The 18,813-nt window shown below is 64.2% G+C and carries 17 protein-coding genes; 9 read left to right on the top strand and 8 right to left on the bottom strand.

The genetic code is table 11. The features are described from left to right. Positions 1-54 precede the first annotated feature (54 nt). Complete coding sequence (locus PSEEN_RS01345) at positions 55-1,047, top strand: hydrolase (RefSeq protein ID WP_011531718.1); 993 nt, start codon at positions 55-57, stop codon at positions 1,045-1,047. Between the two features lie 94 nt (positions 1,048-1,141). On the opposite strand, the gene PSEEN_RS01340 is transcribed toward PSEEN_RS01345, so the two are convergent. Both PSEEN_RS01340 and PSEEN_RS01335 read right to left on the bottom strand, forming a co-directional pair. Next, positions 1,142-1,996 carry a sulfurtransferase gene (locus PSEEN_RS01340; protein WP_011531717.1) on the bottom strand — a complete coding sequence of 285 codons (855 nt, stop codon included), beginning with the start codon at positions 1,994-1,996 and terminating at the stop codon, positions 1,142-1,144. A 35-nt stretch (positions 1,997-2,031) separates the two neighbouring features. Next, positions 2,032-2,697 carry a TetR/AcrR family transcriptional regulator gene (locus PSEEN_RS01335; protein WP_011531716.1) on the bottom strand — a complete coding sequence of 222 codons (666 nt, stop codon included), beginning with the start codon at positions 2,695-2,697 and terminating at the stop codon, positions 2,032-2,034. Between the two features lie 145 nt (positions 2,698-2,842). Here PSEEN_RS01335 and PSEEN_RS01330 point away from each other — a divergent pair, with 145 nt between their 5' ends. The 6 genes from PSEEN_RS01330 to ggt all read left to right on the top strand — a co-directional run bounded on the left by PSEEN_RS01330 (position 2,843) and on the right by ggt (position 9,126). Next, positions 2,843-4,273 (top strand): coniferyl aldehyde dehydrogenase, encoded by a 1,431-nt coding sequence (locus PSEEN_RS01330; protein ID WP_011531715.1) that lies wholly within the window; start codon positions 2,843-2,845, stop codon positions 4,271-4,273. 13 nt (positions 4,274-4,286) lie between these two features. Continuing rightward, positions 4,287-4,772, top strand: coding sequence for a hypothetical protein (locus PSEEN_RS01325; protein WP_011531714.1), 486 nt, complete (start codon positions 4,287-4,289; stop codon positions 4,770-4,772). Between the two features lie 122 nt (positions 4,773-4,894). Next, a complete protein-coding gene (locus tag PSEEN_RS01320) occupies positions 4,895-6,493 on the top strand; it encodes a GMC family oxidoreductase (RefSeq protein ID WP_011531713.1) in 1,599 nt (532 codons plus the stop codon). Positions 6,494-6,604: 111 nt separating this feature from the next. After that, on the top strand, positions 6,605-7,084 hold the full coding sequence (gene coaD, locus PSEEN_RS01315) for a pantetheine-phosphate adenylyltransferase (protein WP_011531712.1): 480 nt from the start codon (positions 6,605-6,607) through the stop codon (positions 7,082-7,084). Between the two features lie 108 nt (positions 7,085-7,192). Next, positions 7,193-7,444 carry a YfhL family 4Fe-4S dicluster ferredoxin gene (locus tag PSEEN_RS01310; protein WP_011531711.1) on the top strand — a complete coding sequence of 84 codons (252 nt, stop codon included), beginning with the start codon at positions 7,193-7,195 and terminating at the stop codon, positions 7,442-7,444. Continuing rightward, positions 7,444-9,126, top strand: coding sequence for a gamma-glutamyltransferase (gene ggt, locus PSEEN_RS01305; RefSeq protein ID WP_011531710.1), 1,683 nt, complete (start codon positions 7,444-7,446; stop codon positions 9,124-9,126). The genes PSEEN_RS01310 and ggt overlap by 1 nt, the downstream gene beginning before the upstream one ends. 248 nt (positions 9,127-9,374) lie before the next feature. On the opposite strand, the gene mutM is transcribed toward ggt, so the two are convergent. Beyond that, on the bottom strand, positions 9,375-10,187 hold the full coding sequence (mutM, locus tag PSEEN_RS01300) for a bifunctional DNA-formamidopyrimidine glycosylase/DNA-(apurinic or apyrimidinic site) lyase (protein WP_011531709.1): 813 nt from the start codon (positions 10,185-10,187) through the stop codon (positions 9,375-9,377). Between the two features lie 3 nt (positions 10,188-10,190). Further along, the gene (locus PSEEN_RS01295) at positions 10,191-11,009 is read right to left on the bottom strand and encodes an HDOD domain-containing protein (RefSeq protein WP_193383918.1); all 819 of its coding nucleotides are present in this window, start codon (positions 11,007-11,009) and stop codon (positions 10,191-10,193) included. A gap of 327 nt (positions 11,010-11,336) precedes the next feature. Between PSEEN_RS01295 and PSEEN_RS01290 the strand changes: the two genes are divergently transcribed. After that, the gene (locus tag PSEEN_RS01290; protein WP_011531707.1) at positions 11,337-12,533 is read left to right on the top strand and encodes a class I SAM-dependent rRNA methyltransferase; all 1,197 of its coding nucleotides are present in this window, start codon (positions 11,337-11,339) and stop codon (positions 12,531-12,533) included. A 57-nt stretch (positions 12,534-12,590) separates the two neighbouring features. On the opposite strand, the gene PSEEN_RS01285 is transcribed toward PSEEN_RS01290, so the two are convergent. Beyond that, on the bottom strand, positions 12,591-14,264 hold the full coding sequence (locus PSEEN_RS01285) for a DUF4153 domain-containing protein (protein ID WP_044487557.1): 1,674 nt from the start codon (positions 14,262-14,264) through the stop codon (positions 12,591-12,593). 316 nt (positions 14,265-14,580) lie between these two features. Between PSEEN_RS01285 and ilvD the strand changes: the two genes are divergently transcribed. Then, positions 14,581-16,422: a dihydroxy-acid dehydratase gene (gene ilvD / locus PSEEN_RS01280; RefSeq protein ID WP_011531705.1), complete on the top strand. Its 1,842-nt coding sequence runs from the start codon at positions 14,581-14,583 to the stop codon at positions 16,420-16,422. Between the two features lie 58 nt (positions 16,423-16,480). Here ilvD and darG read toward each other — a convergent pair whose 3' ends face one another. From darG to PSEEN_RS01265, 3 genes are read right to left on the bottom strand one after another with little or no spacing between them, the layout of a single operon-like run. Further along, positions 16,481-17,569 (bottom strand): type II toxin-antitoxin system antitoxin DNA ADP-ribosyl glycohydrolase DarG, encoded by a 1,089-nt coding sequence (gene darG, locus PSEEN_RS01275; RefSeq protein ID WP_011531704.1) that lies wholly within the window; start codon positions 17,567-17,569, stop codon positions 16,481-16,483. Then, positions 17,569-18,210, bottom strand: coding sequence for a type II toxin-antitoxin system toxin DNA ADP-ribosyl transferase DarT (darT, locus tag PSEEN_RS01270; RefSeq protein WP_011531703.1), 642 nt, complete (start codon positions 18,208-18,210; stop codon positions 17,569-17,571). Before darT ends, darG begins: the two co-directional genes overlap by 1 nt. Then, the gene (locus tag PSEEN_RS01265; protein ID WP_011531702.1) at positions 18,207-18,788 is read right to left on the bottom strand and encodes a DarT ssDNA thymidine ADP-ribosyltransferase family protein; all 582 of its coding nucleotides are present in this window, start codon (positions 18,786-18,788) and stop codon (positions 18,207-18,209) included. The genes darT and PSEEN_RS01265 overlap by 4 nt, the downstream gene beginning before the upstream one ends. Positions 18,789-18,813 lie beyond the last annotated feature (25 nt).

The following is an 18,813-nucleotide window of genomic DNA, read 5'->3' as shown; positions in this document are numbered from 1 at the left end:
TACAGTGGCGGTGTTTCATGGCACTCTAGACGGGCACATCACGAGTCGCCCAGCATGCCCAGCCTCACCGCCACGTTCCGCCCGGCCACCGGCCTGTCCAACCCGCACCTGCAGACACTGTGGGGCCCCCTCTGGCGCAAGCTTCCCGATCTGTCACGCAACCGCGAGCGCCTGTGGCTGGCCGACGGCGACTTCCTCGACCTCGACTGGCATGGCCCGCACCAGCCCGATGCACCCTTGGTGCTGGTGCTGCACGGGCTGACCGGCTCTTCCAACTCCCCGTACGTCAAAGGTTTGCAGCAAGCGCTGCAGGCACGCGGCTGGGCCAGTGTCGCGGTGAACTGGCGCGGTTGCTCGGGCGAGCCCAACCTGCTGGCGCGCAGCTACCACTCCGGGGCCAGCGAAGACCTGGCCGAAACCATCCGCCACCTGCGCGCCCAACGGCCGCTGGCACCGCTGTACGCCGTGGGCTATTCGCTCGGCGGCAACGTGTTGCTCAAGTACCTGGGTGAGAGTGGCTCGGCCAGCCAGCTGGAAGCGGCGGTGGCGGTGTCGGTGCCGTTTCGCCTGGACCAGTGCGCCGATCGCATCGGGCTGGGCTTCTCGAAGCTCTACCAGGCGCATTTCATGCGCGAGATGCTGGCCTATGTGCAGGACAAGCAGCGGCATTTTCGCGACAAGGGCCATCAGGAAGGGCTGGCCGAGATCGAACGCCTGGGGCCGTTGCGCAACCTGCGTACCTTCTGGGATTTCGACGGCCGGGTAACCGCGCCGCTCAATGGTTTCAGCGATGCCCACGACTATTACCGGCGCGCTTCAAGCCGCTACTACCTGGGCGAGAACCGCACCCCGACGCTGATCATCCATTCCAGCGACGATCCATTCGTGTTCGACCATAGCCTGCCAAGCGCCAGCGAGCTGGCAGCGCAAACGCACTTCGAGTTGCACAACCGGGGCGGACATGTGGGGTTTGTCGACGGCAGCCTGCGTAATCCGGGGTATTACCTGGAGCGGCGGATTCCGCAGTGGCTGCTGGAAGGACGATAGCGGTAGTTCCGTAGGAGCCAGCCTTGCTGGCGAATGGGCGCTCTGGCAAGGCTGCGCCTTGCATCGCCAGCAAGGCTGGCTCCTACAGTATGGGTCAGTCGCCGGTTGCCACTGCGTGCTGCGGATCATTGATCCACTCGCTCCAAGAGCCTGCATACAACCGCCCCAGCGGGTACCCCGCCAGGGCCAGGGCGAACAGGTTGTGGCAGGCCGTCACGCCCGAACCGCAGTAGGCCACCAGGTGTTCAGGCGAGCGGTCGCCCAGTTTCTCGGCGAAGCGCTGCTTGAGCTGCGCAACTGGTAGAAACTGCCCGTCGGCACCAAGGTTCTCGGTGAACGCCGCACATTGTGCACCCGGAATGTGCCCGGCCACCGGGTCGATCGGCTCGACCTCGCCTCGGAAGCGCGGTAACGCACGGGCATCGATCAGGGTCAGGTCCGCTTCGCCCAGGCGCTTGGCCAAGTGCCCGGCATCGATCAGCAACTTCATGTCCGGCTCGCCGCTGAAGTTGCCCTCGCGCCGCGCAGGCGGATCCAGGCTCAGGGGCAGGTGTGCCGCGTGCCAGGCCTTCAGGCCGCCGTCGAGGATCGACACCCCGTCGCGCTTGCCCAGCCAAACCAGCAGCCACCAGGCACGGGCGGCATACGCACCAGGGCCGTCGTCGTAGAGCACTACCTCGCTGTCGTCGTCCAGGCCCCATTCGCGCAGGCGCTCGACCAGGCGCTGCGCATCAGGCAACGGATGCCGCCCGGTACGCCCCTTGACCACCGGCCCGCTCAGGTCACGCTCCAGATCGGCGAAATGCGCCCCGGCGATATGCCCCTGGGCATAGCTGCGCTGGCCGTAGTCGACATCTTCCAGGGCGAAACGACAGTCGAGGATCACCAGCCCGGGCGAGTCCAGGCGCTCGGCCAGTTGCTGCGGGGTGATCAGTTGCGCAAGGGGCATGACAATCTCCTGTTGAATGGCTCGAAAACCCCGGCTCAGTACTCCAGGGCCTGGTTGAACGGAACGTGATACTCATCGCACAGCGCCTGCACGGCAGCCCGCGAGGCTGGGGTGACATAGCCCAGTTCCAGCACCACCACCTGATAGACGCCGCGCTTGAAGGCTTCTTCACCCAGGTGGGCGGTGTGCTCGCGGGTGGTGCTGAGGAAACGTACCCAGGACGTCAGGACGATCCAGGCATTGATGGTCAGCGACTCGATCTGCGTCGCATCCATGGCCAGGATCCCGGCGTCGACAAAACCCCGGTAGATGGCCTGGCCATGCTGCAGGCAGCGCCGGGAAAAACGCCGGTAGCGCGCGGCCAGTTCCGGGTCGCTGTCGAGCAGGTGCTCCAGGTCGCGGTGGAGGAAGCGGTAGTTCCACATCGCCGCCAGCAAGGCCTTCAGGTAGAAGCGTTTGTCCTCGACCGTGGCAGCGCGCCCCTGTGGCGCGCGCAGGAAGCTGTCGACCAGTTCTTCGTACTGGTTGAACAGCACGGCGATGATCGCCTGCTTGTTGGGGAAGTGGTAGTACAGGTTGCCGGGCGAGATTTCCATGTGCGCGGCAATGTGGTTGGTGCTGACGCTACGCTCGCCCTGCTGGTTGAACAGCTCCAGGCTGTTCTGCACGATGCGCTCTCGGGTCTTCATGCGCGGGGCCATGCTCAGCTCCGGTCTCCAGGGTGAATGATCAGGGCCATCTTACGGCCTCCTGCCGGTCGGGTGCACCGCCAAGGTCATGAAAAAAGGTGCACCATCGTACCAATTAGAGTATATGCTCTAGCCATTCGCCACCCTCGGAGCCGCCATGACCTCGCCTGCCGTTCTCCCTCCCGTGCAATCTGACCTCGACCTGCAGGCGACGTTCGACGCCCAGCGCCGGGCATTCGCCAGCAACCCCATGCCCCCGGCAGCCCAGCGCCGGCAGTGGCTCAAGAGCCTGCGCGAAGCGCTGCTGGCGGACCAGGAAACCCTGATTGCCAGCATCGATGCCGACTTCAGTGGGCGCAGCCGCGATGAAACCCTGATTGCCGAGCTGATGCCCTCGGTGCTGGGCCTGCGCGATGCCGAGCGCCATCTGCAGCGCTGGATGCGCGCGTCGCGGCGCAAGGTCGGCCTGGCCTTCCAGCCCGCCAGTGCGCGGGTGCAGTACCAGCCACTGGGGGTGGTGGGGATCATCGTGCCGTGGAACTACCCGCTGTTCCTCGCCATTGGCCCGCTGACCGGCGCCCTGGCCGCCGGCAACCGGGTGATGCTCAAGCTCAGCGAGTCCACCCCCGCCAGCGGCCAGGCGCTCAAGGCCCTGCTGGAGCGGGTGTTCCCCAGTGACCTGGTCAGCATCGTGCTGGGTGAGGTGGAAGTCGGCCAGGCCTTTGCCCGCCTGCCGTTCGACCACCTGCTGTTCACCGGCGCCACCAGCGTCGGCCGCCACGTGATGCTGGCGGCCGCGCAGAACCTCACCCCGGTGACCTTGGAGCTGGGCGGCAAGTCGCCGGCCATCGTCTCGGCGGATGTGCCGCTGGACACCGCCGCCGAGCGCATCGCCTTCGGCAAGACCCTCAATGCCGGGCAAACCTGCGTCGCTCCCGACTACGTACTGGTGCCCCGCGAACGCCTGGGTGCCTTCGCCGAGGCCTACCAGCGCGCCGTGCGCCGCGCCTATCCACGCCTCAATGACAACCCCGACTACAGCGCGATCATCAACGAGCGCCAGCTCGGCCGCCTGAATCACTTGCTGGACGACGCCCGCGCCAAGGGCGCCAAGGTACTCGACGTCTATTCGGATGAACCCCGCCAGGGTCGGCGCCTGCCGCCCCACCTGTTGCTGGAAGTGAACGACGGCATGCAGGTGATGCAGGACGAGATCTTCGGCCCGCTGCTGCCACTGGTGCCCTACGACCGGCTCGACGACGCCCTGGCCTATATCAACCAACGGCCTCGGCCCTTGGCGCTCTACTACTTCGGCTACGACCGTGCCGAGCAGGCGCGGGTACTGCGTGACACCCACTCTGGTGGTGTGTGTCTGAACGACACCCTGCTGCACGTGGCCCAGGACGACTTGCCCTTCGGCGGCATAGGCCCGTCCGGCATGGGGCACTACCACGGCCACGAAGGTTTCCTCACCTTCAGCAAGGCCAAGGCCGTGCTGGCCAAGCAGCGCATCAACGCCGCCAAGGTGATCTACCCACCTTATGGCAAAGCCTTGCAGCGCCTGGTCTACAAGCTGTTCATACGGTGAGCGGGGGCACGCCATGCAGCGTCGTGACCTGCTCAGGTTCAGCCTGGGCGCCAGCCTGTTCCTCGGTACCGCGAGCCTAATTGGCTGCTCGAAAGAGATGCCCTCCTCTGGCTATCAGGTGCTGCGCGATGACGACCTGCCACTGCTGCAGGCGCTGATCCCGGTGGTACTGGCCGGGACCCAGGCGTCCACCAAGGCGGTGCTCGAGAGCCTCGACCACAAGCTGGCGGCGCTTTCCCCGGCCATGCTCAAGCTGACCCGGCAGTTGTTCGATGTGCTCAACCTGCCCCTGACCCGGGGGCCGCTGACTGGCGTCTGGGGCAGTTGGGACAACGCCACAGGGGCGGAAGTGGAGCGGTTCCTGGATCGTTGGCGGGTCAGCTCGTTGAACCTGTTGCGCCAGGGGCATGCCTCATTGCTGCAGCTGTTGCAGATGGCCTGGTACGAGCGCCCCGAGGCCTGGGCGGCCTGTGGTTATCCGGGGCCGCCAAAGATCTGAACGGCCACACATACATCACCTGGTGTAGGAGCCAAGGTATTGCTCTGGCTGTACCGGCCCTTTCGCCGGCAAAGCCGGCTCCTACAGGGTTCGCCGCTGCCTTGTTGAGAAGGAATCACTGCATGCCCGTCCCTGATCCGTTTCGCCAAGGCCTTGAACGAGGCTGGAAAACTCATGATGGCTCACGCCTGGAGCAAGACCTGTCGCTCGAAACCGATGTCGCGGTGATCGGCAGCGGGGCTGGCGGCGCCACCACGGCCGAATTGCTCAGCGCAGCCGGCCTGAAGGTGCTGTTGATCGAGGAGGGCCCACTGAAGACCAGCAGTGACTTCCACCTGCTGGAACACGAAGCCTACGCCGACCTCTACCAGGAGGGCCTGGGGCGTCTGAGCAAAGAGGGCGCCATTACCATCCTCCAGGGCCGCGCGGTAGGCGGCACCACACTGGTCAACTGGACATCGAGCTTCCGCACCCCACCGCAAACGCTGGAGCACTGGGCCCGCGAGCACGGGGTGAAGGGCCTGGACAGCGAAACCCTGCGCCCCTGGTTCGAACGCATGGAGCAGCGCCTGGGGATCGCCCCATGGGCGATGCCACCGAATGCCAACAACGATGTGCTGCGCCGGGGTTGCGAGGCGCTGGGCCATCGCTGGGCGGTCATCCCGCGTAATGTGCGCGGTTGCTGGAACCTGGGCTACTGCGGCATGGGTTGCCCGGTCAACGCCAAGCAGTCGATGCTGGTCACCAGCATCCCCGCCACCTTGGAAACGGGCGGCGAACTGCTCTATCTGGCCCGGGCCGAGCGTTTCAGCCACGACGGCCAGCGCATTGACCACCTGCAGTGCCAAGCCCTGGATGCCAAAGGCGTTCAGCCCACGGGGCGAAAGGTCTGCGTGCGCGCCCGTCACTACGTGTTGGCCGGTGGCGGTATCAACAGCCCGGCCCTGTTGCTGCGCTCGGAGGCGCCCGACCCGCACCAGCGCCTGGGCAAGCGCACCTTCCTGCACCTGGTCAACTTCAGCGCCGCGCAATTCGCCGATAAGATCGACCCGTACTACGGCGCGCCGCAGTCGATCTACAGTGACCAGTTCCAGTGGCAGGACGGCGTCGCCGGCCCGATCGGCTACAAACTCGAGGTTCCCCCGCTGCACCCGGCCCTGGCCAGCACCCTGCTGGGCGGGCACGGCCAGGACAATGCCCTGCGCATGGCCGAGCTGCCCCACACCCACGTGATGCTGGCGCTGCTGCGCGATGGTTTCCACCCCGAAAGCCCGGGCGGGCAGGTGGAACTGCGCGGCGACGGCTCACCGGTGCTCGACTACCCCGTTACCGACTACCTGCGCGATGGCCTGCGCCGGGCCTGGCACAGCATGGCGCAGATCCAGTTCGCCGCCGGTGCCCGCCAGGTGCTGCCGGTGCATGGCGATGCCCGCTACGTCGAGACGCCGGACCAGGCCAAGGCACTGATCGATAGCCTGCCTATGGAACTGTTCCGCATGCGCCTGGGCAGCGCCCATGTCATGGGCGGCTGCACCCTGGGCGAAGACCCGCGCCAGGCGGTGTGCGACAGCCTGGGCCGGCATCACCAGCTGGAGAACCTGTCGATCCACGACGGCTCGCTGTTCCCCACCAGCATCGGCGCCAACCCGCAGTTGTCGGTCTATGCCCTGGCCGCGCGGCTCAGCGACGCGCTGATCGGGCGCCTGGCAAACGGCGCATGACAGCCAATACACGCACTGTCTATAGTGCCATCAGCCAGCCACGCGACTTGGCCGGGCGCAATCGCTGCGCTACCATCCGACTCCCCAACGCACTCCAGCCAGGATGACGCGATGAACCGAGTGTTGTACCCGGGTACTTTCGACCCCATTACCAAAGGCCATGGCGACCTGGTCGAGCGCGCCTCGCGGCTGTTCGACCACGTGATCATCGCCGTGGCGGCCAGCCCCAAGAAAAACCCCCTGTTCCCGCTGGAACAACGGGTCGAGCTGGCCCGCGAGGTCACCAAGCACCTGCCCAATGTCGAAGTCATCGGCTTCTCCTCGCTGCTGGCGCATTTCGCCAAGGAACAGGGCGCCAACGTGTTCCTGCGCGGCCTGCGCGCGGTTTCCGACTTCGAATACGAGTTCCAGCTGGCCAACATGAACCGCCAGCTGGCACCGGACGTCGAGAGCCTGTTCCTCACCCCGTCCGAGCGCTATTCGTTCATTTCCTCGACACTGGTCCGGGAAATCGCCGCGCTGGGCGGTGATATCAGCAAGTTCGTCCACCCCACCGTGGCCGACGCGTTGACCGAGCGCTTCCGCAAGTAACCCTGCGGTCAGGATGTCGCGCCCGCGTGCACTGCGGGCGCGAATCCGGCACAATTGCGCTTGTCGCTTTGAAACATGCCCGGGCCCGACGCCCCGGCCGGAGTCTCCATGTCCCTGATCATCACCGACGATTGCATCAACTGCGACGTCTGCGAACCCGAGTGCCCGAACGCCGCCATCTCGCAAGGCGAAGAGATCTATGTGATCGACCCGAACCTGTGCACCCAGTGCGTGGGCCACTACGACGAGCCACAGTGCCAGCAGGTCTGCCCGGTCGACTGCATCCCCCTGGATGAAGCCCACCCGGAAACCGAAGACGAGCTGATGGCCAAGTACCGCCGGATCACCGGCAAGGCCTGATGCCGTTCGTCGCCGCAGTTCGACGCTCACTCCTCGGCGCCACCCTGGCGCTGCTGGCCACCGCCGCCCAGGCGGATGGCCCGGGTCGCGCGGCCATTGCCAGCCCGCACGGCGCAGCCACTGCGGCAGCCCAGCAGGTTCTCGCCCAGGGCGGCAACGCCTTCGACGCCGCCGTGGCCATCAGCGCCGCGCTGGCGGTGGTCGAGCCCTACGGCTCGGGCCTGGGCGGTGGCGGTTTCTTCCTGCTGCGCGAAAGTGGCGACGCACCCCGCTACGCCTTCCTCGATGCCCGTGAGCGTGCGCCGGCCGCCGCCCGGGCGGACATGTACCTCAAAGACGGCAAGGTGCAGCCAGGTCTGTCGATCAACGGCCCGTTGGCCGCCGCCATCCCTGGCCTGCCCCAGGCGCTGGCCGACCTGGCCGCGACCCACGGCAAGCTGCCCCTGAAGGACACCCTGGCCCCGGCCATCCGCCTGGCCAACCAGGGCTTTGCCGTCGACCGCATCTACCGCGACCGGGCGACCATGCGCCTGAGTGCCCTGCGCGACGACGCCGAAAGTGCCCGGCTGTTCCTGCGCACCCACGACGTGCCGGCGTTGGGGACGCTGATCCGCCAGCCGGAACTGGCCACCACCTTGCAGCGCATGGCCGACCACGGCCGTGACGGCTTCTACCGGGGCCCGATGGCCCAACGCCTGGTCGACGGTGTGCGCCAGGCCGGTGGCGTCTGGACCCTCGACGACCTCGCCGGCTACCACACCGCCTGGCGCGAGCCTCTGCGCTACCCGCTGGCCAACCAGCGCGAGCTGATCAGCAGCCCGCCGCCGTCGGCCGGCGGCGTGGCCCTGGCCCAGAGCCTGGCCATGCTCCAGCGCCTGCCCTGGCAAAGCGCCGAACCGGTACAGCGCAGCCACTACGTGATCGAAGTGTTGCGCCGGGCCTACCGCGACCGCGGCCTGCTCGGCGACCCGGACTACGTCGCCAACCCCATCAACCGCCTGTTGGCGCGCCAGTACCTCACCGGGCTGGCCGACGGCATCGATGTGCACCAGGCCACGCCCAGCAGCGCCCTGCCGCCCTCGCCGGCCTGGCGCGAGGGCGACCACACCACCCACTTCACGGTGATCGACGCCGACGGCAACGCGGTGTCCGCCACGCTGTCGGTCAACCTGCCATTCGGCGCGGCGTTCAGCGTGCCGGGCACCGGCGTGGTGTTGAACAACGAGATGGACGATTTTGCCGCCGACCCCAGCGGCAGCAACAGCTACGGCCTGGCGGGCAGCCAGGCCAACGCGGTGGCGGCGGGCAAGCGGCCGCTGTCGAGCATGAGCCCGACGTTCATCGAAAGCCCAAGCCAATTCGCCAGCTTCGGCACGCCGGGCGGCAGCCGGATCCCGAGCATGGTGCTGCTGTCGGTGATGGGCTTCCTGGAAGGTCGGCCGGTGGCCGAATGGCCGGCGACGGCGCGCTACCACCATCAGTACCTGCCAGATGTGGTCGAGCATGAGCCGGGGGCGTTCAGTCCAGGGCAGAAAGCCGAGCTGCAAGCGCGTGGATATCAGCTGAAGGACATGGGGCGCAGCTACGGGAACCAGCAGGTGCTGTATTGGGACAAGGCGGGTGGGACCCTGGAGGCCGCCAGTGATCCGCGAGGTGTGGGGCAGTCAGCAATAGGCTACTGAGCCCTCGACCCTTTCGCCGGCAAGCCGGCTCCTACAGACTCCCCGCCGCACCATCAGGCTGCAGAGTCCCTGTGGGAGCGGCCTTGTGTCGCGAAAGGGCTGCGTAGCGGCCCTAGGATCTCAGTTTCGATGCAATGATCGCTGGGGCCGCTTTGCGGCCCTTTCGCGACAAAAGGCCGCTCCCACAGAGCAAGCGCAAACTACGAATACTCTGCTAGACAATTGCTCCCACAGGGTCCGCGCTGACGCTAACGCTGGCATTTCGGGCAGAACACGCTTGCCCGCTGCCCCAGCTTCACCTCACGCAATTCGGTGCCGCACACCTTGCACGGCTGCCCACCCCGCCCATAGACGAACAGTTCCTGCTGGAAATACCCCGGCTGCCCATCGCCACCGATGAAATCACGCAACGTTGTCCCACCCTGCTCGATGGCCGCCGCGAGCACCCGTTTGATCTCGATCGCCAGCTTCAGGTAGCGCGCCCTCGAAATCCCGCCCGCCTCGCGACGCGGGTCGATGCCCGCTGCGAACAATGCCTCGGTGGCGTAGATGTTGCCCACACCCACCACCACGGCGTTGTCCATGATGAACGGCTTGACCGCCATCGACCGGCCACGGGACAGCTGGAACAGCCGCTCGCCGTCGAACAGGTCGGTCAACGGCTCTGGCCCCAGGCGTATCAGCAACTCGTGGTTGAGCGGGTCGAGGCTCCACAGCATGGCCCCGAAGCGCCGCGGGTCGGTGTAACGCAGCATCAACCCCGACTCCAGCTCGATGTCTACATGCTCGTGCTTGGCCGCCGGCAGCCCCAGTTCGACCAGGCGCAGGTTGCCGGACATGCCCAGGTGGCTGATCAAGGTGCCGACCTCGGCGTTGATCAGCAGGTACTTGGCGCGGCGCTCGACGCTGACAATGCACTGCCCCGACAGGCGCACGTCGAGGTCTTCCGGGATCGGCCAGCGCAGGCGCCGGTCACGCACCACCACGCGGCTGACCCGCTGGCCCACCAGATGCGGAGCAATACCGCGCCGCGTCGTCTCGACCTCTGGCAATTCCGGCATGGCTCAGTGCCCGCCCAATTCGCGGATGTTCTGCTTGAGCTGCTCGAAGTCGTACTCGGTCAAGCCGATGTAGTCCAGCACCAGCGGCCCGACCATCTCCCACTCGTGGTCCACGGTCTGGTTGCCCAGCACGCGGTAGGACGCGCAGATGTGCTCGGACATCTTCAGCACCGCCAGCAGGTTCTTCAACTGGGTCTGGGTGTTGCGCGAGGACTCGTCGCGGAACACCGCCAGGGCGTTGTGGTGGTTGGCGATGGCGGCGCTGATATGCTCCGGCAGGCGCCAGGACTTGGCGGTGAAGTAGCCGACCACCGAGTGGTTGGTGTTGAACACACGGTTCTCGGTGTCCACCACGCGGATTTCGTCATTGGCCTTGGCGTAGGACTCTTCCAGCACTTCCATGTAGTTGGGGAAGCGCTTGTGCATCAGCGGCACGCCGCAATCGTGGAACAGGCCTAGCGTGTAGGCCTCGTCGACCGCCTGGATGCCAGTGCGCTTGGCCAGGGTCAGGCAGGTCATGGCCACGTCCTGGGCGGTGTCCCAGAACGGGTTGAGGGTGACGATGGTCTCGTCGCTCATCTCGCCCTTGATCGACTGGGCGTTGATCAGGTTGATGATCGAGCGGCTGCCCAGCAGGTTCACCGCGCGCTGGATCGAGCCGATCTTGTTCGCCAGGCCGAACTGCGCCGAATTGACCAGTTTGAGCAGGGCGCCGGACAGGCCCGGGTCCTGGCTGATCAGCTTGGCGATGGTCTCGAGATCAGGGTCGGGCATGTATTGCTCGAACTGCAGGTCGACCATGATCTGCGGCTGTGGCGGGATGGTGATGCCTTGCAAGGCTTGCTGGATCTGTTCGGCGGATAGTTCCTGGGACATAAGTACACACTCGCTGGGGACGGGGGATTCTAACCCTGTACGCCGGCAGGGCAACCTATCAGTGGATCGTTGGATCCAAGAATATCTTTAGCGCTGTAGGAGCCAGCCTTGCTGGCGAACACCGGCAAGGCCGGTGCCATGCACTGCGGCGCCTGGTTCGCCAGCAAGGCTGGCTCCTACAGGATGACGCGATAAGTCCACGCTTGGTCGCAGGCCACAGCGAATCCGGGGCCAACACGGTATACTCCCGCTCTTTTTTCCCGGAGCGACGTCATGTCCCTGCCCAGCCTTCGCCTCAAAGCCAATGCCGACCGCCGCCTGCGCGCCGGCCACCTGTGGGTCTACAGCAACGAAGTCGACGTCGCCGCGACCCCGCTGCAGGGCCTGAAGGCCGGCCAGCAGGCCATCCTCGAAGCCGCCAACGGCAAGCCCCTGGGCGTGGTGGCCATGAGCCCGAACAACCTGATCTGCGCCCGCCTGCTGTCGCGCGACGCCAAGCTGCCGCTGGACAAGTCGCTGCTGGTGCACCGCCTGAACGTGGCCCTGTCGCTGCGCGAGCGCCTGTTCGACAAGCCGTGCTACCGCCTGGTCTACGGTGACTCCGACCTGCTCCCGGGCCTGGTGGTCGACCGCTTCTTCGACATCCTCGTGGTGCAGCTGGCCTCGGCCACCATGGAAGCCCACAAGGACGACGTGATCGCCGCCCTGGTCCAGGTGCTCAAGCCGAGCGGCATCCTGTTCAAGAACGACTCCGCCGCCCGCGACGCCGAAGGCCTCGAGCGCTATGTCGACACCGTCTACGGCGAAGTGCCGGACTGGGTGGCGCTGGAAGAGAACGGCGTGAAGTTCGAAGCCCCGGTGCGTGAAGGGCAGAAAACCGGCTGGTTCTACGACCACCGCATGAACCGCGCGCGCCTGGCACCCTACGTCAAGGGCAAGCGTGTGCTCGACCTGTTCAGCTACATCGGTGGCTGGGGCGTGCAGGCCGGCGCGTTCGGCGCCAGCGAAGTGTTCTGTGTGGACGCATCTGGCTTCGCCCTCGACGGTGTGGAGCGCAACGCCGCGCTGAACGGCATCAGCGAGAAGCTGACCTGCATCGAAGGTGATGTGTTCGAAGCCCTGCGCGAACTCAAGGCCGCCGAAGAGCGCTTCGACGTGATCATCGCCGACCCGCCCGCCTTCATCAAACGCAAGAAGGACCTGAAGAACGGCGAGGCCGCCTACCGCCGCCTCAACGAGCAGGCCATGCGTATGCTGAACAAGGACGGCATCCTGGTCAGCGCCTCGTGCTCGATGCACCTGCCAGAGGATGACCTGAACAACATCCTGCTGACCAGCGCCCGCCACCTGGACCGCAACCTGCAGCTGCTCGAGCGCGGCGGCCAGGGCCCGGACCACCCGGTGCACCCGGCGATTGCCGAGACCCGCTATATCAAGAGCATCACCTGCCGGTTGCTGCCCAACAGCTAAGGCGTCCGCAACAAGAAAATCCCGGCCAGGCGCCGGGATTTTTCATGCCTGTAAAGGCTACTTCTCCAACCGCAAGGACAGTTCCTCGCCATTGAGGCTCAGGGTCTTGTACTTCGGCGTGACCGGTTTCATCGCCCCCTGGCGTATCTGCCTGACCAGCTCCTCGGTGTTCTCGAAACCACCGTACAGGGTGCCAATCTGGTGCCACCCGCCTTCACTGGCGAAGACGAACACGTTGGACGCGTAGACATGGCGCGGGATCATCAACACTTCGTCGCGCCCATCGCCGTCCATGTCCACCGCCCACAGGAAACAGCCTTTGCCGCCGCACTGGCTCTCGGTCAAGACCTGCGTGTCGAATGCCTGGCTGTTGCGCACCGCGGCGCCCAACCACTCAAGCTGCGGGCCATGGGGCTCTTCGACAGGCGGCTCATGTACCTTGGCCATATTGAGCAGAAGCCGTTCGCGGCCGGCCTGGTCGAACAACTCCGGGCCTTGAAGTTGCGCCTGCAACTCATCGAATGCAGCACGTCCCGGGTCGCCCAAGTGGTAGTACAAGTTGCTGGCATCGAACTCATCGATTGGCGTGCGCCCACTGACCAGGCGTTCGACCTGGTTCTTCGCACTCAGCGTCATCGGATCCAGTAGCGGTGTATAGAACAGCACCACCAGCACCGCGCTGAGCAAGGCGATCCACGGGTTGCTCAGCCGCAGGCTGTGCAACCAGGCCTGCCGTGAGCTCACCACCGCCCACACCGCCGCCAGGCTGTGCGCGACCATCACGCCCACCAACAGCATGGCCATGATGCGCGACGGGGTCAGACCGTACTGGTCGATGCGCAACCAGCTGGCATAGGCCGCCAGGCCCACCAGCACCGGCAGGCACAACAGGCTGGCCTCGACCAGGCGCTTGAGCGGCGCAGGGTAGGCATGGCCGTGATGGCCGTCCTGGAACACACCATTGGTCAGGAACAGGTTGATGCCTGCCAGCACCAACAGCAGAGCAGTCGAATAGCCAGTGTCCCACACCGGTTGCAGGCCGCTGAAAGGCAGCGTCAGGGTGAACACCACGGCGATCACCGCACTCAACGGCAACAGGAAGCGGCACAGTGTCAGCAGGATACCGCGCAGCAGCCCGATGACCTTTTCGTTTTCCCGGCCCATGCGCATCCCCAGGGAGAACACCACCGGCAGCAGCAGGCAGAGGAACTCGGGGGCCTCCACCACATGCTTGATCTGCGGGATACCCAGCATGGCGAACAACAGTGCGCACAGCCAAAGCAGTTGCCAGAACAGGCCCATCAGCAACTGCGCCAGGAACAGGATGAACACGTTGTTCCAGGCATGCCGGAACAGGTCCTCATAGCGTGGCCGCAGCCCTTCGCGGGTCGGCCAGGCAAGAATGAACGCAGTGCCGATGTAACCCAGCACGATGGCGGCCAGGCACCAGGTCGACTGCAGCCACCCCATGTGCTCGAACCGGAAGAGCCAGCCACTGATACCGCTGATCAGCACGGTCAGGCCCAGTACCAGCCAGCCTGTGCCACGTTGCAGCACCGCGCTGCCCAGCAATTGCAGGTTCAGACCGGCCACTACCACCGCGACGCACAAGGTCACAGACAGGCTCAAACCCAGGAGCTCGCCTTTACCGAGCAACGTGGTGAGTAGCACCAGGCCTTGGATCAGGCCAATGGCAACGTAGAACATTAAAGAGCGGCTAGGCGCTGGCATTGCAAATCCTTTTGGCCAGTGAGGTAGGAGGCGCGCAAGTCTACCGAAACCGGCGCGAACCACGCCAAGGCCTTTACCTTGCGGGCTGGCGACTGCCAATTATCACAACGCCATTCCCTCGCGGGCGCGGCGGTGTAGAATCGAGCCATTCATCGCCAGACATCCCCGGCGGGTTTATGAGCTCTGGTCGAGCCTGCGGCGATCCCGCGCGGTCCTTCGACCCCCATCCGTGCCAGCGGCAACCGGCCCAGGCGTTCAGGACACGAGAAGCTCACTCCCCTAGTTAGAGACCTGATTAAGCCGCCAGGAGCGCTCCATGCCTGATTATCGTTCCAAGACTTCCACCCAAGGCCGCAACATGGCCGGCGCCCGTGCCCTGTGGCGCGCCACCGGGATGAAGGACGAAGATTTCAAGAAACCGATCATCGCCATCGCCAACTCGTTCACCCAGTTCGTCCCGGGGCACGTGCACCTGAAGGACCTGGGCCAGCTGGTCGCCCGCGAGATCGAACGCGCCGGCGGCGTGGCGAAAGAGTTCAATACCATCGCCGTGGACGACGGCATCGCCATGGGCCACGACGGCATGCTGTACTCGCTGCCCAGCCGCGAGATCATCGCCGACGCCGTCGAGTACATGGTCAACGCCCACTGCGCCGACGCCATCGTCTGCATCTCCAACTGCGACAAGATCACCCCCGGCATGCTGATGGCCGCCCTGCGCCTGAACATCCCGGTGATCTTCGTTTCCGGCGGCCCGATGGAAGCCGGCAAGACCAAGCTGGCCAGCCACGGCCTGGACCTGGTCGACGCCATGGTCATCGCCGCCGACTCCAGTGCCTCCGACGAGAAGGTCGCCGAATACGAGCGCAGCGCCTGCCCGACCTGCGGTTCGTGCTCCGGCATGTTCACCGCCAACTCGATGAACTGCCTGACCGAGGCCCTGGGCCTCGCCCTGCCGGGCAACGGCTCGACGCTGGCCACCCACTCGGACCGCGAGCAGCTGTTCCTCACCGCCGGCCGCACCATCGTCGAGCTGTGCAAGCGCTACTACGGCGAGAACGATGCGTCGGTGCTGCCGCGCAGCATCGCCAACTTCAAGGCGTTCGAGAACGCCATGATGCTCGATATCGCCATGGGTGGCTCGACCAACACCATCCTGCACCTGCTGGCCGCGGCCCAGGAAGCGGAAGTGGACTTCGACCTGCGCGACATCGATCGCCTGTCGCGCAAGGTGCCGCAGCTGTGCAAGGTGGCGCCGAACATCCAGAAGTACCACATGGAAGACGTGCACCGCGCCGGCGGCATCTTCAGCATCCTCGGCTCGCTGGCCCGTGGCGGCCTGCTGCATACCGACCTCCCTACCGTGCACAGCCGCAGCATGGAAGAGGCCATCGCCAAGTGGGACATCACCCAGACCGATGACGAAGCCGTGCACACCTTCTTCAAGGCAGGCCCGGCCGGCATCCCGACGCAGACCGCGTTCAGCCAGTCGACCCGCTGGGAAACCCTGGACGACGACCGCGCCGAAGGCTGCATCCGCAGCGTCGAGCACGCCTACTCACAGGAAGGCGGCCTGGCCGTGCTGTACGGCAACATCGCCCAGGACGGCTGCGTGGTGAAGACCGCCGGCGTGGATGACTCGATCCTGGTGTTCGAAGGCAACGCGAAGATCTTCGAGAGCCAGGACAGCGCCGTGCGCGGCATCCTCGCCGACGAAGTGAAGGCTGGCGACATCGTCATCATTCGCTACGAAGGCCCGAAAGGCGGGCCGGGCATGCAGGAAATGCTGTACCCGACCTCGTACCTGAAGTCGAAAGGCCTGGGCAAAGCCTGCGCCCTGCTCACCGACGGCCGTTTCTCCGGCGGCACCTCGGGCCTGTCCATCGGCCACGCTTCGCCGGAAGCGGCGGCGGGCGGCGCGATCGGCCTGGTGCGCGATGGCGACAAAGTGCTGATCGACATCCCCAACCGTTCGATCAACCTGCTGGTCAGCGATGAAGAGCTGGCCGCGCGTCGCGTCGAGCAGGACAAGAAGGGCTGGAAGCCGGCTGAAGTGCGGCCACGCAAGGTGACCACCGCGCTGAAGGCCTACGCCCTGCTGGCCACCAGCGCCGACAAGGGCGCGGTGCGCAACAAAGCGATGCTCGACGGGCTGTGAGGCTCCGAAGGCAATAAAAAACCGGCGCCCTGTGCGCCGGTTTTTTCTTTCTGGTGTATCAATGTACTTGCACTACGCCTTGAGCCTGGAAAACCGAGAGCTTTTTTAGTGCAGTTGCCAAAGAGTCGTCATCGAAGAGGGCATTCTTACGGGCAGCTGCTTCCTTCCCACCTGACCAATTTTGCAACCCTTCCCGAATAGCATCGACCGTTGGTGCCACCCCATCCCGATGAAGCATCCAGTCAACCGTGGCCAGAAGCTCCATACCAAATGGAGACTCAAAGCCATCAATCAGCTCAGCCGTAAACTCCAACGCAGGTAAATGGACCTTAGCCTCACTGTGCAAGTAAGTATCAACGAAAGCCTTCCGCCCCTCATCGAACCAGATCACATCCAAGGGGCCAGCATCACCGATACGCTTGTCACAATGGAGATAACTACCATCGAGATTATTCAGTAGATGCTCCAGTCGGTTAGTGTAAGGACCGTACTTGTGAGCACTGAACTGCAGGTTGAGCGGGTTGTCATCAGGAGTGAAGCGCTCGATTGAGCGCTCCAGGAACCACGCCAGCTTCTGGATCTCCAGCAAGCTGCACTCCATACCAAGTACCCAATAACGACGCACCAGCTCGGCTATGAGCGCTCTGGCAGGGGTAAGCTTCTCGACCCCTGTGCGCTTCGAGACATTTTGATACTTGCTCGTGGGCTCAAATACGAGCACGTCAGCATCCAGATCCCCCAGCACCACTTCAATCTGTTCGCGCACAGCAGCCCAAGGCAACCCGCCATTACCCGCCCCCAGTGGAGGGATTGCTATGGAACTCACGTCATTGGCAAGAATGAAGCTCCGCAAGTCATGAAGGCCATCTGTGATCCAGGCAAGCTGTGATGGAGAACGCCAATGACGCTTGGTCGGAAAGTTCACAACCCAGCGCGGGCCGTCCAGCTCACGAACCTCGGTGATGAACATCTTTCCAGTGACAACTTCGTCCGCTTTGCAGGCAGCCGCATACAGGCGATAGTTCTCTACAAAGCGCTCTTTGAACATCAGCGCAATGCCTTTACCCATCACCCCAACGGTGTTGACTGTGTTAACCAGCGCTTCGGCCTTGGCCTCCAGCAGGTTACCTTGCGTAAAGCGAATCATCAGAAATACCACCCAGGTCGAGCATGCACGGGAAGATCCAGCTGACGTTGCCGGACCTCCTGATCAACACGACGTTGCAAAGCTTCGTTGTAGCAGACAATCCCTAGAAGGCCAGCGACTGGAACGTGCCCGTGGATCAGGGCTTCAGCCTGATAGCGCTCCATTTTTCGTGGATCGTCTGGGTCACGCTTGAAATCTCTGGACTGCAAGATCTGCCAGTCGATCTTGTCCAGATGCTCCAGGTCGCTGTAGTAGCCTGCCCAGTCCGGATACGCATGAGCATCAGTAAAGACAAAGGGCAGCCCCAGGGACCGCACATGGTACAGGCTGGAGACAAGAATCACGATCTCCTCGTTCCGACGTTGCTGTACTCCCCGTCCTGAATGGATGTTTTTCATCATCACGGAGAACGGTGTGAAGTAGAACGGCACGTAGTCTGCCAGCGTCCCACCGGGATGGATGGGCACCGCTCGCCTGGAACGCTTGCTGATCAAGTCAGGATTACCAATTCCGACGTAGCCGCTGGAGAGGTTCCCTCTGGAAACCGCACACAAGCCGTTGTCCAGTAGCCACGGGAGGTTATCGCGGTGGACGACTCGCCAGATCAGGGCTTTGCTTGGGTTAAGTCTGGTATACGTCATCGGGCAGGGAACATATTCCTGTTGGCATCAATCCAGAGGTTCCTGAACCCGGCAGCCACAGCTTGCGCCCTTACGTACCCAAAGATTTCATCAGAGGGTGTGTAGATTTTTGCGAACTGGGAAACCGGGACGGGCCCAGGAGCAAGACATTCTGCCATACAGACATGCTTGCATTCCTGATCATGGTAATCCCGTCGGTCCATCAGGTCCCAATCGATAGCTTCGAAACCTTCGTCATACCCTAGCAGCTCAAATCGACTGCCCGACAGCGGATGCCGAGCTATGACGCTCCAGTTTTGTGTCTGGGCATGACTTCTTTCCACAGCGATCAGTACAAACTCTTCATCAGGCCTATCCTGATAGACCCTTCCATCAAAAGGATTCTTGGCAAACCAATGGAAGGGCACATACTGCTCAAGGCCTTGTTGACGGCGGCCCAGAATGATCTCTGCGTCAGCAATATCGGCAAATTCCTCCTCATCCAACACCGTCCGTGGAAGCAGCCCGCGCTGAAAAATCGAGGAGACGTTTGCAACACTTGTGAGGTGATAGAGAAATCGTTGAGTACGAATTGCCATGCTAATGCGACCCCGATAATGTCAT

The sequence above is a fragment of the Pseudomonas entomophila L48 genome (assembly GCF_000026105.1).
Classification (GTDB): domain Bacteria; phylum Pseudomonadota; class Gammaproteobacteria; order Pseudomonadales; family Pseudomonadaceae; genus Aquipseudomonas; species Aquipseudomonas entomophila.
Note: the sequence above shows the minus strand (reverse complement) of the source record. Positions and strands in the feature narration are given on the sequence as shown.